Genomic DNA, 14,851 nt, shown 5'->3' on the forward strand with positions numbered 1-14,851 from the left:
TTCGGCTCCCCGGCAAGCCGGGTCGTCGAGCGCTATGTCGCTAAGCGGTAAGCCGCCAAGCGCCACCGAACCCATGCGGGTTTCGGCCGCAAGCCGTTCCGGTCTGATGGCTGAGGTCAACGGCTGCTGCCGGCTTCGCCGTCCCTTTCACCGTCCCGGCAAACCCCGCCGGGACTTAAAGGCCAGCCCGCGGGGCGGTCTGAAACTTCCCTTCTGACGCTCCTCTGCCTTCCGGCCAGCCCTTGCGCGGAGGGCTGGTCGTAGCACCGCCGGCTCAGGCAAAAAGGGGTGAAATGCACGCCGCCAGAAACTTTTCGCCAGGGGCCGCAAAAACTTTCAGTCGTCGCCCCTTTCTGCCCTCGCTTCGTCGTTGCTCCTTTGCCCTTTGCCGCGAAAGGCCAGACCGGAAAGAAGAACCCCGCGTCAGAGAAGGGCTTTTCAGGCACCGCGCGGCGGTCAGCCGGATCATTTATTTCAGACAGGAGCACATCATGACCTCAACCCAGACTGACAACACCGAAATGCGCTGCGTCGCGGCGCTGGGCGACGGCGCTTTTACGCGCGAGCAGGCCGAAAACATCACGGCAGCCTTCAGCAACGTTTTCATTGAAGACGATCAGGACAGCCACTTTCGACTGGTCGTGCGCGAGCCGTCAGGCAGCCTCATCTGGCGCACCTTCAGCTTTGAGCATGACGCCGGGTACTGGCTGCGAAAGTACATCAACAGCCGGGGCGTGCGTCAGTCCCTGAAGGATCAGCTGACGGCGCTGACCGACCTGAATGACGTCCCGATGACGCTCACCCAGCGCCGTGAGCTTATGGCGCATATCGTCAGCAACTTAGCTGAGTCGGTGGCACGGCGGGTGCCGGTCAATCACGTGGTGCTTCCGGCTGAAGAGTCACAAGTCTGGGAAGAAACCGGGCGCATCGCGCTGGCACACTTCGGGCTTCAGAGTGAAAAGGCGTGGCTCAAGGCGAGCCAGTGGCTGACCGCTGAGCTGGAGCAGGGCGGCAACGAACAGGCGTAAAAAAAGCAGGGTTTCCCCTGCTTTATTCACGGCGGCCAGTTCGAGCTGGCTGCCTTATCAAAGACCAGATACTTAGGAGAGTAATATGATTTTTGACCCGCAAATCGTCGCACAGGCAACGGCATTTGTAAAAGCTTTAAATAGCGGACGTGGCGTGCGCGTACCAAAAATGACCTTCAACCAGTGGCCGCACTTCATGCGCGCCGTGCGTCAGCAGCTGAAGGTGCAGATATGAGTATCGCAACTGCCCTGAATTTACCCGCCGCGCTTCCGGACGTAACGCAGAACGACATCATCCGCGTGCTGGGTGAGTACACCTTTATCCGCCTGGATAACGGCGGCGAAGCGTTTTATCACCACGGCAACTGGATCACCGGCGCAGACGCGAGCTGCGGCGAGCCTTCCGTATCAGGGCTGGCGCAGAGCATGGCGCGCGCGGGGTGTAAGTCCCTGCGCTGCATTGAACTGCCGGTGCCGGATGACGCGGAATGGAGCTGGGATGACGTGGTGACGCAGCTGGTTCGCGCATCATTTACGCGTCAGATCCGCGGCGAACTGACCGTCACGGTTAGCGTAAGCACCCGACACGGGCGCGGCGTGCACGTCTGCGCTGACCCGCTGCTGAGCGGGATTAACAGTAACCTCTGGTTTCCGCTGAACGCGGCAGAAGACTGGCACGCAGGCATAGAGCGCGTGCTGACCATGAACGGCGTGGCGGAGAACGTGGTGCGGCTGGAGCCATTGCGGGACGGTCCTGAGTACACCGATTTTAAGGTGATTTATAACCGTAAAGTCTGCGCCTGATGCGCAGAGGGGCCGGAGGAAATCTGGCCCCATGACGTTTTTTTTCCTGTCGCATCCTGAGCGTCACAGCATTACAGAGGTCTTCACAATGAAATCCGAATCCATCAACTTACTGACCGCTTCAACGTCTGAAGAGACATTCACCATCCTTGATTTACGGGCACTTTCACAGCGGGCAGAAGCTTCCGAAGAGGTGAACGACAACGCCCGGCGCATCAGCCTGGCGGCATCCTCACTGCTAAATTTTGCGGAGCAAACGGGGATCGGAAACAGTACCGAACCGGCAGAGACTGCCGTCACCGATCTTCTGACAGACCTTATGCACTTATGTGCACATTGCTGGCCGGATGAGGGTGAAATATTCTTTTACAGTGCACTGAACACCGCCCGTATGCACTTCGCTACGGAATCTGATGAACCTGCACAGTGGGACTGAATGAAATGAAAATCTCCATCACTGATATTTCGGGAGGTATTAACAGTTCGCACGAAGGATATGCCGACCTGGTTGCTGATTCTGTTTCCTTCAGCCTGGGCCGTCCGCTGATCCATGAGGAACATGGGAAGATATATGACATCACAGAACGCGCCATTTCTGATGCGGTTCAGCAGCTGGAAAGCAGCGAAACAGACTCCCTGAGTAAGCCTGATGAACCGGAAATCTGTCGCTGTGCAGTAATCAGTAACGCGCACATGACGCATAATGATTCTGAGATTCTTGAATCATTATCACCCAGGCTGAGCGGTGGAGATGGCGCATATCACTGGATACACCCAACGCGATATGGATTTCTAATTAGTTTGTCTGCCAGTACGGATGCGATTGAGGAAATGAGAAGGGAAGGGCTGTCTGATAACTTCTGTCACGTTGTCACCTTTTTGTCAGAAAAGCGCCAGGTATCGATGATTCATTTTGATGCTGATGCGGATCTTCTGGAAGGATTCAACGTCCACAACTGGTAATGAGGAATTCCGGCAGGTGATCACAATACCTGCCGGATATTTTCATGAGGCAGGCTGGTTGTCCTGCGATGTGGTTTTCTGCTGCACCGGCTCAGACTTTCGCTGAATTCACTTTTTCTTACCACTTCCCTCATTTACCACAGCAGAAATTGCTTTCTCACTGAAACGGAAATTCATGGCATCCAGTGCCGACTTGATATCCGCTACCGTGTAACCTTTCTCTTTCGCCAGCACCAGAATGGTGTCCTTCAGATTTTCCAGCGCACCCTCTCTCGTGATGCGCTGAGACGTTAAATCCGGAAGATTTTCCAGCTTTCTGCGCGCCTCATCCAGTTCCTGCTGTGTGAAAACATTACGTGCCGCCATTTCCTGTTTACTTCTTATTGGTAAAGGACCGATTTTGCTGGATTTTTATCACTATTTCCACCCCATCACCTCACATGACGCCGGTTTACTTTTAAACAGCTAAGTGGCAAAATACGCCTTATTGATTTAAATGCTGGGCAGGAAATGTTTTGTGACCACCGCCAGCACGCTGGCAGTGATTCCCAAAACGACCTGCTCAGGGCTCCGCCCCGAGACCCGGGTAATGTGCCAAGGTTAAGTTATGTCGAAAAGCGAAAAGCGTCAGAGGGAAAAACTGGTTAAGTGCCGCTGCACAGAGGCGGAATTCGAGGCCATTAACAAGAAAGCCGCTGCCGCCGGACTGACGACTTCTGAGTACCTGCGCCGCACGGCACTTAACCGACGTATTACCGTACGTACAGATATCCGTATGATGAACGAGCTCCTGCGCCTGGGCGGTTTGCAAAAGCACCTGTATACCCAGATGCAGGAAAGCATGACTACCGAACTGAGCCATCAGTTTTCTGAAGTACTCACCAGCATCAAGCACGCCATTAACGCGCTGGACATGACACCGGTTCCCGTTGAGGAAATGAAAGACTGATGAACGTGATCATCCCGCCCAAGCGCCGCGATAAGAAGACCAGCTTTAAAAAGCTGGTTAACTACGTGAGCACGCGCGAGGAAAAGAAACCGGGTGAAGCCGTGACGCATGAGGCGGTCCACGATGCCAAAACAGAGTACGTCTCCACGCCCGGATTTGGTCAGCTGGTTGATTACGTCGGGCGCAAACGTGCTGAACCGGCGGCCGAAATTGTCAGCATTTCACCGGAGGGCATTCAGCGCGTGCTTTCCGGTGAAGTGCTGTGTGAGACAAACTGCTTCTCTCTGGAAACCGCCGCGTCTGAAATGAACCTCACAGCCTCGCAGAACCGACACTGCAAGGATGCGGTCTATCACTTTATTCTTTCCTGGCAGGGCGACGAAAACCCGGCGCCGGATGCAATTTTCCGCTCCGTGCGTTACAGCCTCAAACAGCTGGGCATGGAAGAACATCAGTATGTTGCCGCCATTCACCGTGACACGGACAACATCCACTGCCACGTGTCGGCTAACCGCGTTCATCCTGCTACCTTTCGCGCGCAAAACATGTGGAACGACGCTGACGAGCTGCAGAAGTGCTGCCGTGTGCTTGAGCGCGAGTTCGGCTTTAAAGTCGATAACGGCAGCTGGCATATGGATGAATATGGTGATCTCCATCGTACCCGTCGCGATATGCCCTCTGCTCCGCGCGGCGCCGCCAGGCGTGAAATCTTCTCAGACAAAGAAAGCCTGCATGGCTATGCCGTACGTGAGACCCGTCAGGTTCTCTCTGACGCGATTGCTCAGGACAAGCTGAGCTGGGATCGCCTGCATAACATTCTGTACACCCGGGGGCTGGGACTGCGCGAACAGAACGGTGGCCTTGCCGTGTATGACCTGATGAATTCCGAAGAGGTCAGCGTTAAAGCTTCTGATGTCCATCCGGACATCAGCCTGACGTCAATGGTCAATCAGCATGGCGAGTATCAGCCAGCACCTCCTGTATATAATTCTGACCGCCCTGAAGACGGCATGCTTGCAATGGAAACCTGCTACATGCCGCAGCTGCACGTGCGCGATCAGGAAGCACGCCGGGAGCGTCGCGAAGCCCGTGCGATAGCGCGCGACATTCTCCGTGCCCGCTATGAGGCTTATCGTAATGGCTGGGAAAAACCTGACCTGCGCGCAGGCGAGCGGTTCCGTCAGATAGCGTCTCACTGCGTTGTGGCCAAAGCCCACGTACGCGAGACCGTCAGGGATCCGCTGATGCGTAAGCTGATGTATCGGGTGGCTGAGTTTGAAAAGATGAAAGCCATGGCGGAACTGCGCCTGCAGCTGCGCGAGGAACGTCAGGCTCTTAAAGACACCGGAGAAGCCCGTCCGCTGAGCTGGAAGTCATGGGTTGAGCGCGAAGCGGTGAAAGGTGACGCTGCGGCACTCAGTCAGATGCGTGGCTGGGCTTACCGTGAGAAACGCGCCGCACGTCAGCAGAACAATGGGTGGCCGGAACCGAACGCCGTTATTCATTATGGCCCGGGTGATGATGTTCCAACGTTTAAATCGAGCGAACATGATACGCGACTGCTGCGTGACGGAACGGTCAGCTACCTGCGCGATGGTAAACCGGCCGTCACCGACTTTGGTGACAGGGTCGAGGTTTACGCCGCACCTGATAGCAAGTCCGATCGTTTCAACAATGATCTGGCGGCTGAGCTGACAGCCTGGCGAAGTGGAGATGCTACGGTTCTGAGCGGCGATCAGAAGGCTGTTAACCGTGTACTTTATTCAGGTGTGGTGAGAAACATCACCAAAGAGGACGGGCGCACCTTTAAAGTGAGCGATCCTGAGCAGATGGCCAGCATCTATGCGACCGAAAACAGCCTGAGAAATCGAGACGTACAACCAGAGCTGAAACAGGCAGAACCTCAACAGCGGGACGATGAAAATGTGCGCCCTGTTTTCAGAGATTTACCACGACCGTAAGGAGATCAACAGAAGAGACATAACCCAAACGTAAGTATTCAGTCGCTGATTGCACAGGGTTAAAGGCCTGTAAAATTAGCAATCGGGCACCTCGGCGTATCCATTGAGGACCCTTCTGAAACGTTGCTACAGGGGTGTCACGGCGGCGGACGATGAATTTAGCTGAAAGTGGGATAAAGTGCGGGTTGTGTCAGCGCGACGTCTAAAGCCTACCGCATGGGTGCATTAGCATTTCTGCTTGGAGAAATCCACGGCGAATGAAGTGCTGAAAGACTCGCTCAGCATGTTTGAGGCGTCGACCTTCCACGGCGCGATGCTGAAAGAGTCGCTGGAACATTATGTGATGTTGTGGAGAAATCAGCCTAATGCAAGGGCTCAGGTGGTGAGCACCCTTTACGTTCTGGCGCACCAGAAATGCGCGTTGGCCGGCGGCCAGCTCACCTTCGAACAGCACGATGGCGGGGCCATCGGTTTCTGCTCCAACGCCGCCGCAGTCCGACGGTTAAGCGTGCCGGTCTGAGCGCTGAATGACACCTACTTAGCTGACACCGTACCAGATGAAACTGTGATTTCTGCGGCCTTTTGCTGAACTTTCGGTAAGGGGCTCCATGACCAATCAAAGACCAGGCCAGCTAAACGCCACCGTGTACGTCATCGACAGCCGTCTACAACAGATACTCATTACATTGAACCAAAACGCACAGAACGATACCTGCTGGCTGAACGGTAAAGCCTTCAGTCAGCAGGGTAGGGGCTACGGTGTCAGGGCATGCGGCGACCTGAGGCGTACAGCCTAAAACCGGCTGGCCACAGTGACGGCGGCGGCAAGATACTGTCCGGGAAATAACTTCCTGCTTCATTTGTTTCTCTCATCCGTCTGAACACTCTTATGACAACGCCTGATGTCGCTTATCCCGAATATGAGCGGTGAAGCCTTAGCGCCGTGACCAATCCACGTGGCATCTGCGTCACATGCGCACAGCGCCAGTGTCCGGCTGACCAACCACTATGCACGCTTTGCTGACTATTGGCGTAAAAGGAGGGAAGTTTACCTATTAACCGCTGAACGAGCTTTTACAACTGCGATGATCCTTTTCAAAAACTAATCTCCTTTCTTTTAAAGGAAAGTTATTAATTACCTTTAAATATAAAAGTTGTTCAGCACCCGTCCTTGCAGCGGACTTTTATCCGCGCCGGTTCGTATCAGCCGCTTCGCGTCAAAAGTAGCTCCCGCCGACTAACGGCGGGCAATAGCATTTTAGTTACAACAAACACAGACACTCATATTGAACACTAACCCCGAGCAGATCCTGAAACCCCGCGCCCCTCTCCGGCAGGACCTGAGCCGTACCTGAAGCCCGGTTGCCCCCACTGACCAGCCCCGGCCGCCCGACCCGAAGGGTCGGAACTGCAGTGGCTGATAAATGGGTGTTGTAACTATGACTTTGGAGTAGCTGTGAGTAGTGCTGCGGGTTCTTTCTTTCGTCTACGACCGTCTGACTTCAGTGCGCCTGACAGGCCGCTGCTTAAACGGCGGTCAGACAGGAAAGGGCTGGGGGCGGGTAATTTATGCGGCTGAAGCGCCTGTATGGCTCTCTGCGCTGTTTTTAGCTAATGAATGACTTATCATTCACATACAGTGAGCAGAAGCTGAGAATGGCAAAATCAGACGTTATGGTCTGACAGCAGTTTGTTTATCTCTTTTGCCCGCCCTACACGAAAATCAAACTCGTACGTACATCCCTTCGCCGACAGAACGCGGTATAGCTCGTAGATAAGATCCCGGTTAGGCCCTTCACCCATTTCAGCTTTTTCCACCGCCAGCGGAGAAGCACTGATGAGGACTACATGATGCGGAGAATCCAGCTGCAGCACAGCATCAATCATGCCCTGAATCTGGCTGCGCTTATAAGTTGTGTTTTCATAATTAAAGATAACCGGCGTTTTCCGGGTACCCTGCTCAATCAGGACGCGTGCAAAACCGAGTCGTGTATGCGGGTTACCGCTACCTGTTACATAAATGTGGGCTGTTTGCATATCGATTTAATAATCCATGAAAGTTATGTTGTTCCATATCGAGAGCTGAGAAGGATTATGGACATCTCCTTTAAGAAGTCACTTCACACGCATTCTGTGTCACTTTCTGTGCCAGGTTATGTACAAGGTCTTGTGCATTATCAGTTTCGCCTGCCTGTATTAAGAGCTGGCTCGTCAGATGTCCTGATGTCAGTCACCTACTGCCAGGTAGCCATTTCACGCGCCACTTTAAGAGCACGGGGATTATGCAGAAGCTCGGGAAGGTCTGTAAATTCTCTGCTTATAAAACATTTCAGCTAAAACCGGACCGAAGCAACAGATTTGTTCTGGTGCGACCAGTATTCTCATCACAGTGAGATGTTCAGTCTAAACACGATAACGTCAATGCAACCTTAGCCTATCTGACTCAGTATTGAGGGCGGATTCTTATGAAAAAGGCGATAGCGTATTTACGGTTTTCATCACTTCAGCAGGCTCAGGGAGATTCTGCCAGACGGCAGAAAAAACTCATTGAAGACTGGCTTAGTCATAACCCAGAATATTATCTCGACCCTGTCACTTATGAAGATATGGGAATGAGCGCATGGCATGGTCAGCATGCTTCAAGGGGTGCCTTTTCAGTATTCATGGCTGCAGTTGAAATGGGCCTGATCGAAAGCGGTACTGTTCTTCTTATTGAGAGCCTGGACAGGCTTTCACGGGAGAAAATTGGCGATGCAAACAGCCGCCTGCGCGTTATTCTGGAGGCCGGTGTAAACGTCGTTACGCTCAGCGATAATATGCTTTATTCGCGTGAATCGCTTAATGAACCTTTTGCCATAATTAAAGCCATTCTGATTGCACAACGCGCCAATGAGGAAAGTGAGCTCAAATCGAAGCGACTTCGGGCGTCTTGGGCAGAAAAGAGAAAACAAGCGGCCCTGAGCGGTAAGATTATGACAACCAAGTGTCCGTACTGGCTAAAGGTAAATGCTAACCGCGATGGTTTCGATATTCTTGAAGACAAAGCCGATATTATCAGGTCAATTTTCAGGATGCGCCTGGAAGGTTTGTCATACGGCAGAATTCGCCAGGCGCTTAATTCACAAGGGCTGGAAAACCTGAAGGGTAAAGTTGCTCAGTGGCACTCTTCTTCCGTTGAAAGGTTACTCAGTAGAAAAGCAGTTATAGGCTATCTGGTTCCTTCTAAAAGTTGCAAATCGTCCGACAATGAAGATATCGCGGGATACTATCCTCCCATCGTCAGTAACGAGGATTTTGAACGTGTACAGCTGATGTTCTGGGAACCAGAAAGCCGCAAAGATCGAAACTTTAATCCTTATCTTATCAATGTATTTCGAAGTCTGATGCGTTGCAGTGTTTGTGGTCACTCAATGGTGCTCACTGGCATAACCACGAAAGGATACGGCTATTATGTTTGCTCCATGCGTCGTGAAGAACGCTGTGTTACCCCTACGATACGCAGAGATCTGACTGACCGCTATTTAATTACCGGCCTGCTTCGGGAAGCATCTTTAGCGACTACGCACACTTCACAGGAGGAAACGCTCCAGTCGCTAACTGTACGCCGGCTCACGCTAACCATGCAGCTGCAAAATATCATCAGGGCCATTGAAAACGTTCCTGATGTAAAGGAACTGAGTGAACGTGCAAAAATCTTGTCTCGTGAAATCAGGGATCTGGAAAGAGACATGAGCGAGGTCAGGCAAATAAGGGATAATAAAGCAGCCGCTGCGCTTAGCGTACTCAACATTGATGATCGCAAAGACTATCAGATGATTGCCCGTAGTCTCATACGTGAAATCCGAATGAATACCGAAGCTAAAACCTGCGATGTATTTATGCACAACGGAATTAAAATCCACAATTATCCGCTGACACGCTTTGTTGGATGGTCTTCAATACTCGATGCACTGGCCTTTTTGGAGCAGCAGGAAGTCTATCTCTAAAACGAAGATAGTCTGATCAGATGTGTATTTCGTCTTTACATTATGGTGTACAGCTAAGTTGCTACGCGATATGACGTATGGCTACCGTTATCTCTGACCACTTAGCCCTTAAAGGCTTTACCCGCGAAGTGATGCAGATTTCGCGTAGCGATGTCACCGGTCAGAACGTGACCGGATCTAGCGCCGTGGCGCTGCGCAACCTGGCCGCCGCGTACGGCACCGACATGCCGCGCTACCTACTCGTCCCCGAGGTGGCCATGCTGCTCTCGAAGGTGCCCGACCCGAAAAAGCTTCTCTTTATTGACGCGCTGTGGAACACCGGCGGAAGGATTAACGAGATTCTGCTGCTTACCCGGAAGGACTTTGCGCTGGATGATCCGCTGACCGGCGCCACGCTTTCTTCGCCTTTCGTGGTGCTGCGCACGCTCAAGCAGCGAAAGCTTGAGGAAGCCGCACGCAGCCGCCCGACGAAGGAAGAACAGCAGGCGGAGCGGGAAACCGAGGCGGAGATACCGAGAACCCCCCGCGCGCAGTGCCGCTCACCGATCCGGGCTTCGTGCAGCGCTTACGGGAGTGGTTTGCGACGGTGCAGCCGGCAGCCGGCGCGCGCCTGTGGGACATTAAAAGCGAGGACACCGCGCGCAGCTAGATTTCGCAGGCGGTGATGGCCGCCGCGCGTGACGCCCAAGACGTTCCAGGATTCGTTTGCGATGCATCTCGTGCAGCACCAGGTGCCGCAGAAGGTGATCCAGACGCTGATGGGTCATAAGGACACGAAGTCCACCGAGTGGTATACGCGGGTGTTTGCGCTAGACGTCACCCGCCAGCTCGGCGTGCGTTTCTCCATGGATGCCTAGGAGGCCGGCAGGCTGCTGCTGCCCGGTCAACCCTCAGCCCGCTGATTTCTCATCCATGGCCGGTCACAATTTTCCTGTAAGTACCACGGCGGATCCCGGGCCCGAGCGTGGGGTTACACGCAGCGGTGTCAGGACCTGTTAAGCCGTTCTTATTACTCGTGCTTCTGCTCGGCCAGAATTCCCGGATGCGGAACCTTCCCGGGTCAGACTGCTGCAGGCGGCTGTCACTCTTTCTCTTCCAGGGCTATTATCTGGTCACTCAAATTTTTGCCCTGTCTTTCAAGCAAACTAATTTTTTCCTGCAGGGCCCGGACCTGCGATTCCTGCTTTGAAGCCTGTTCGCAGATGTTAGAATAAACATTTGCACTTTTCTTTCCACATGCTGCCCTGTCATAGCCTGCGCTGGCGCTGGTCCTGTAGAGCAGCTGCTGAGCTTCTGCAATCTGCCTGATATTCAGTTCCAGGGCGGCGCTCAGTTTGCTAAGCCTGGTCTCTTTGCGATCCGAGCTCTGCCGGCGCTCAACGCTGCGCAGTGCGCTGAGCGTGCTTTTCAGGTCAGCATTCTCCAGCACGAGCTTTTCATTCCGCTCCTCAAGGCTTTTAACGTTCTCCCGATAGCCGGCTGACAGCTCAGCGACCCGCTTACTGATAGTCTCTTCACGGCTTGCCTGCGCCGCATCGTAGCGACTATGCGCAGTCCGGATCTCTTCACGTAAGTATGCAATATCTGAAGTCAGTCCTTCGTTGCGTACCTTCATTTCAGCCAGTGTAGTGTTATTCAGCACCTCTGAAGTGATAATGGTCGAAACGGTAGCCAGTGCAGCGCTCCAGACAATCCATGTTATGACAGGGTGGTTTCTGATTGTTAGGGGGATCCATCCGAACAGGTTGAACATTGGGCCGGGTGCCTTAATTCACTGAAATAAAATTAATATAACAGATATAAAACGCGCTGAGCACCTTCCCACCGCCGCCTCACCGAGATTACAAAATCGGCACTTGGGGCGAAGGCGAGCGCGGTGACGCGTTTTGGTGAATTCTGCAGGAGAGTAGTGAGGCTGTTCATGCGTGAATTTTCACGTAGCGTTGTCTGGGCATTTATACCGCTATTTTCCAGCAGCGGGGCTGGAACCAGCTCAATAAATCGCGCAGGAAGGATCCGGAATTTGGTTTTAACCGCAATATAGAGGGTTATCCAAACCCCGTAAAGGATCCTTCTTTCCAGCAAACTTAAGCAAACCCTTGCGGCACAAGGGCTCGGCCCCCCAATGCGCGCTTCTGGTATAATTGCATAATTTACCAGCCTCAAGCCAAATATACATTTTACTTGCATTCCAATAAACAAGGGTGAAATTCAAGCCCGCGCAGGTTAGGATCGACTATTAATTATCAACTCCCCGGTCCTGATGGAGTGGCATCTAAATGTCCTCTAAATATAATCAAAATATGGATACCTCAAACTTTTACGTCGATCACCTTGCCTGGTGTGGACTTATCGCACTGAACATGGCGCGTCAGACCGGAGCCGTCAGTTCCGCTGCGCAGGAAAATCTCTTTTTATGCAGGTGGCTGGCGACGGCAGAGAAGAAACGTCTGTTCCGGCGTGAACTGGCTAATGACATTCGCTGGCTGCTCAGGGAAGGCAGGGAGAAAGGGCTTCGGGCGGATCTTCCGGGCAAGCTGGAATATCTCTGGCGGGCAAGCAGTAGCGATTTGCTGGCGCAGAATGATTTATTCCGCCTCCAGCACGTGATGCACGCCATTACGCTGACGGGTATTAATTACGGCGTTCTCACTGAGTCTGAATGGGAAGGGCGCTATGCGGTTAAACTGAGTCAGAAGGTACCGGGAGTGTTTTTAAGGAAAAACGATCTGGAAACCGGCTTCGATGACGATGGGCGTCAGGTTAACCCTCTCGCTGTCCGTATCACCGCCGCTCTTCCTGCCGTGGATGCGCTGCTGAAGCGCGCAGGATGGCAGCGTCACGCCATCACAGCGGATCCCCTGCTGCATCATTTAATGATTTGTACTGAGGAAGGATAATTGAACTCCGGTTCCGCTTAACCACTTTTTACGCTCCTCGTATAGTCAGACAGGAACTGAGCAGGTTGACGTTTCAGTCAGCACTTCAACAGGCAGTGACCATCGGTTACTGGCTATCCAGAGCACAGTGTTCAGCTTTTAATCCGTAACCGTTCTCTGCGTCACCGCTGACGCGTGTGAAATTCTGCATTCAGCCAGTAGGCAAATGTCATTATCCTGCCAGCGAATGCCATTATGTCACCACGCGGGCGATAACTCATGGCCAGCCAGTAGTCCATCTCCTCAGCCAGTGCCGGGTACCGTTCATTAAACCACTCGCATTGCTCCTCAAGCGTGGCTGGCCAGTCCCGGTCCTTTTCAGTCCTCAGAATACTCGTTGACCGGATGGCTTTACGGGCCGCAGCTCTTTGCAGTCTCTGCCGTTGTGCGGGTTCTGAAGACGATTTCATCTGGGAAGCGTAATCATTAAGCACGTTAAAAAAATCACCATTTACGGCAACGGCAATTTCCCTTGAAGGCCTGAAGGCCGCAAAACTTTCGCGTAAATCCTCGCCGTATACGCAGACGCAATGGTGCTTGAGCCAGTATCCCCATCGATTGAGCTGCTGAGGATCCATCACAGTGGAAAGGGTGCCGGTGTCCAGGTCAATTTTACTGATTACCGGATGTGCCTCTTCAAGCGACCTGATAACCTCAGTCAGTTCAGGCGATGCAGTCCCGACGCGTTCACGACTGAAAATAACCGTGATATCCAGATCGGACACCGTCTCTACGGCGGTTCCCTGAGCCACGCTCCCGTAGACGTAGATGCTGTGTATGTTGTCTGCCTGAGAAATGACAAGAGCTTCAGCAACATCGCTAATCACATTGTTGAACTGAGGCTGTAAATTTTTTCCGTCAGGGACAGAGATAAAACCGGTTTCATCAACAGCCATTTTTCTCAGCTTCATCAAGGAATATGCTTACATTATGAAGGACAGGCCAAGACAGTTCACTCGTTCTGTAAACCCTGTGCAGGTAAAGAGTGCCACACAGCACAACGTTCCCTGCGATGCTGGCACATATTCCGCCAGAGGAACCCTTCCTGCAGCGTTAAGCTACACGTCACACCATAATGCGGTTGCATAAAACGCCATCATTTGCGAAAATTTCGAATAATAGATACAGGAGGTGTTCATGACACAGCTTCAGAATAAGCTTCCTTCCCTGCAGGAAGCGGAACTTGCGCGCCTGTGCAGCCGGGAACTCTCCGCCGTGCTCGAAACACGCGCAGAGTCACAACAGGTTTCACTCACTGACAAACGTGGCCAGATCCATAATGTCAGTATTCCGGTCAGCGCGCTGCGTATGCTGGTAGATGTACTCACCGAGCTGGGTGAAGGAAATGCGGTGCGCCTTGTTCCGGTCGGGGCAGAGATGACAACGCAGGAAGTGGCCGATCTGCTTAACATTTCGCGTCCAACACTGATTCGTCTTCTGGATAATGGCGAGCTGCCTTACCATCGTACGGGAAATCGTCGTAAAATTCGCTACGTAGACGCGCTTGCATACCGCAACAAACTGGTTAATCAGAGGCATGATGCGCTTGATGAGCTCGGCGCGCTCGATCAGGAACTTGGGCTGGGTTACGAATGAGTTCAGGTTATACCGTAGTATTTGACGCCTGCGTTCTCTATCCTGCACCTCTGCGCAGCTTCCTGATGTACCTTGCTGCCGGCGGGCAGTTTCGCGCGCGATGGAGTGAAGATATCCATGAAGAGTGGATCCGTAACGTATTGCTCAATCGCCCTGAGCTTAGCCGGACACAGCTGGAACGTGTTCGCGCATTAATGGATCGCCACGTACCGGATGCGCTGGTAACCGGATATCAGTCTCTGGTTGAATCCATCAGGGGACTGCCTGATGAAGACGATCGTCACGTCGTTGCCGCTGCGATTGTTACCCAGGCTGAAGGTATTGTGACCTTTAACCTCAGGGATTTTCCTGATGAGGTATTGTCGGTATGGAATCTGCGTGCCATTCACCCTGACAGCTTTATCACGGATCTAACTGATCTGGACATCACCACTGTGATTGACGCGGCCCGGCGCCAGCGCGCCAGTCTATTGTCTCCGCCTTTCACGCCCGATGAGTTTCTCGATTGCCTGCTGCGACAGCAGCTTCCGGAAACCGTCTCCCGGTTACGACCTCTTGCCGCATTAATCTGAATACCCGCACGTTAATGGCGTTCGGAGCGGGCCAGGCTAATTAATGGGTTGCC

Annotated in this window: 17 protein-coding genes and 1 pseudogene; 14 read left to right on the forward strand and 4 right to left on the reverse strand. The window is 53.0% G+C overall.

Annotated features, from left to right (window positions below; genetic code table 11):
* Positions 1-521: 521 nt before the first annotated feature.
* The 5 genes and pseudogenes from HA48_RS22620 to HA48_RS15765 all read left to right on the forward strand — a co-directional run.
* A pseudogene (locus tag HA48_RS22620) lies at positions 522-743 on the forward strand (DUF905 family protein); the annotation flags it as partial.
* Between the two features lie 370 nt (positions 744-1,113).
* Positions 1,114-1,263 (forward strand): succinate dehydrogenase flavoprotein subunit, encoded by a 150-nt coding sequence (locus tag HA48_RS15750; protein WP_128602169.1) that lies wholly within the window; start codon positions 1,114-1,116, stop codon positions 1,261-1,263.
* Complete coding sequence (locus HA48_RS15755) at positions 1,260-1,832, forward strand: hypothetical protein (RefSeq protein WP_128602170.1); 573 nt, start codon at positions 1,260-1,262, stop codon at positions 1,830-1,832. The genes HA48_RS15750 and HA48_RS15755 overlap by 4 nt, the downstream gene beginning before the upstream one ends.
* Before the next feature lie 88 nt (positions 1,833-1,920).
* On the forward strand, positions 1,921-2,268 hold the full coding sequence (locus HA48_RS15760; RefSeq protein WP_128602171.1) for a hypothetical protein: 348 nt from the start codon (positions 1,921-1,923) through the stop codon (positions 2,266-2,268).
* Between the two features lie 5 nt (positions 2,269-2,273).
* The gene (locus HA48_RS15765; protein WP_128602172.1) at positions 2,274-2,795 is read left to right on the forward strand and encodes a DUF5983 family protein; all 522 of its coding nucleotides are present in this window, start codon (positions 2,274-2,276) and stop codon (positions 2,793-2,795) included.
* Between the two features lie 108 nt (positions 2,796-2,903).
* Here the strand turns inward: HA48_RS15765 and HA48_RS15770 are convergent, their stop codons facing one another.
* A complete protein-coding gene (locus HA48_RS15770; RefSeq protein WP_208613143.1) occupies positions 2,904-3,161 on the reverse strand; it encodes a hypothetical protein in 258 nt (85 codons plus the stop codon).
* Between the two features lie 241 nt (positions 3,162-3,402).
* Between HA48_RS15770 and mobA the strand changes: the two genes are divergently transcribed.
* The 3 genes from mobA to HA48_RS15785 all read left to right on the forward strand — a co-directional run bounded on the left by mobA (position 3,403) and on the right by HA48_RS15785 (position 6,225).
* Complete coding sequence (gene mobA / locus HA48_RS15775; protein ID WP_128602173.1) at positions 3,403-3,744, forward strand: plasmid mobilization protein MobA; 342 nt, start codon at positions 3,403-3,405, stop codon at positions 3,742-3,744.
* Positions 3,744-5,705: a TraI/MobA(P) family conjugative relaxase gene (gene traI, locus HA48_RS15780; RefSeq protein ID WP_128602174.1), complete on the forward strand. Its 1,962-nt coding sequence runs from the start codon at positions 3,744-3,746 to the stop codon at positions 5,703-5,705. Before mobA ends, traI begins: the two co-directional genes overlap by 1 nt.
* 262 nt (positions 5,706-5,967) lie before the next feature.
* Positions 5,968-6,225 (forward strand): hypothetical protein, encoded by a 258-nt coding sequence (locus tag HA48_RS15785; protein WP_128602175.1) that lies wholly within the window; start codon positions 5,968-5,970, stop codon positions 6,223-6,225.
* Between the two features lie 1,145 nt (positions 6,226-7,370).
* On the opposite strand, the gene HA48_RS15790 is transcribed toward HA48_RS15785, so the two are convergent.
* Entirely contained in the window at positions 7,371-7,742 is a 372-nt protein-coding gene (locus HA48_RS15790; protein ID WP_128602176.1) for a hypothetical protein, read from the reverse strand.
* 428 nt (positions 7,743-8,170) lie between these two features.
* Between HA48_RS15790 and HA48_RS15795 the strand changes: the two genes are divergently transcribed.
* The 3 genes from HA48_RS15795 to HA48_RS22625 all read left to right on the forward strand — a co-directional run bounded on the left by HA48_RS15795 (position 8,171) and on the right by HA48_RS22625 (position 10,548).
* Positions 8,171-9,691: a recombinase family protein gene (locus HA48_RS15795; protein WP_128602177.1), complete on the forward strand. Its 1,521-nt coding sequence runs from the start codon at positions 8,171-8,173 to the stop codon at positions 9,689-9,691.
* A gap of 77 nt (positions 9,692-9,768) precedes the next feature.
* Entirely contained in the window at positions 9,769-10,356 is a 588-nt protein-coding gene (locus tag HA48_RS15800; RefSeq protein WP_244182873.1) for a resolvase, read from the forward strand.
* A gap of 45 nt (positions 10,357-10,401) precedes the next feature.
* On the forward strand, positions 10,402-10,548 hold the full coding sequence (locus HA48_RS22625; RefSeq protein WP_244182874.1) for a tyrosine-type recombinase/integrase: 147 nt from the start codon (positions 10,402-10,404) through the stop codon (positions 10,546-10,548).
* Positions 10,549-10,772: 224 nt separating this feature from the next.
* Here the strand turns inward: HA48_RS22625 and HA48_RS15805 are convergent, their stop codons facing one another.
* Complete coding sequence (locus tag HA48_RS15805; RefSeq protein WP_128602178.1) at positions 10,773-11,444, reverse strand: coiled-coil domain-containing protein; 672 nt, start codon at positions 11,442-11,444, stop codon at positions 10,773-10,775.
* Positions 11,445-11,994: 550 nt separating this feature from the next.
* Between HA48_RS15805 and HA48_RS15810 the strand changes: the two genes are divergently transcribed.
* Complete coding sequence (locus HA48_RS15810; RefSeq protein WP_128602198.1) at positions 11,995-12,591, forward strand: DUF2913 family protein; 597 nt, start codon at positions 11,995-11,997, stop codon at positions 12,589-12,591.
* A gap of 161 nt (positions 12,592-12,752) precedes the next feature.
* Here the strand turns inward: HA48_RS15810 and HA48_RS15815 are convergent, their stop codons facing one another.
* Positions 12,753-13,541, reverse strand: a complete 789-nt coding sequence (locus tag HA48_RS15815; RefSeq protein ID WP_244182876.1) for a nucleotidyltransferase domain-containing protein — start codon at positions 13,539-13,541, stop codon at positions 12,753-12,755.
* A gap of 226 nt (positions 13,542-13,767) precedes the next feature.
* Here HA48_RS15815 and HA48_RS15820 point away from each other — a divergent pair, with 226 nt between their 5' ends.
* Together HA48_RS15820 and HA48_RS15825 are read left to right on the forward strand one after the other, a co-directional pair.
* On the forward strand, positions 13,768-14,226 hold the full coding sequence (locus HA48_RS15820) for a helix-turn-helix domain-containing protein (protein WP_128602179.1): 459 nt from the start codon (positions 13,768-13,770) through the stop codon (positions 14,224-14,226).
* Complete coding sequence (locus tag HA48_RS15825; RefSeq protein ID WP_128602180.1) at positions 14,223-14,798, forward strand: PIN domain-containing protein; 576 nt, start codon at positions 14,223-14,225, stop codon at positions 14,796-14,798. The genes HA48_RS15820 and HA48_RS15825 overlap by 4 nt, the downstream gene beginning before the upstream one ends.
* Positions 14,799-14,851: the final 53 nt, after the last annotated feature.

This window comes from Pantoea wallisii (assembly GCF_002095485.1).
GTDB lineage: Bacteria > Pseudomonadota > Gammaproteobacteria > Enterobacterales > Enterobacteriaceae > Pantoea > Pantoea wallisii.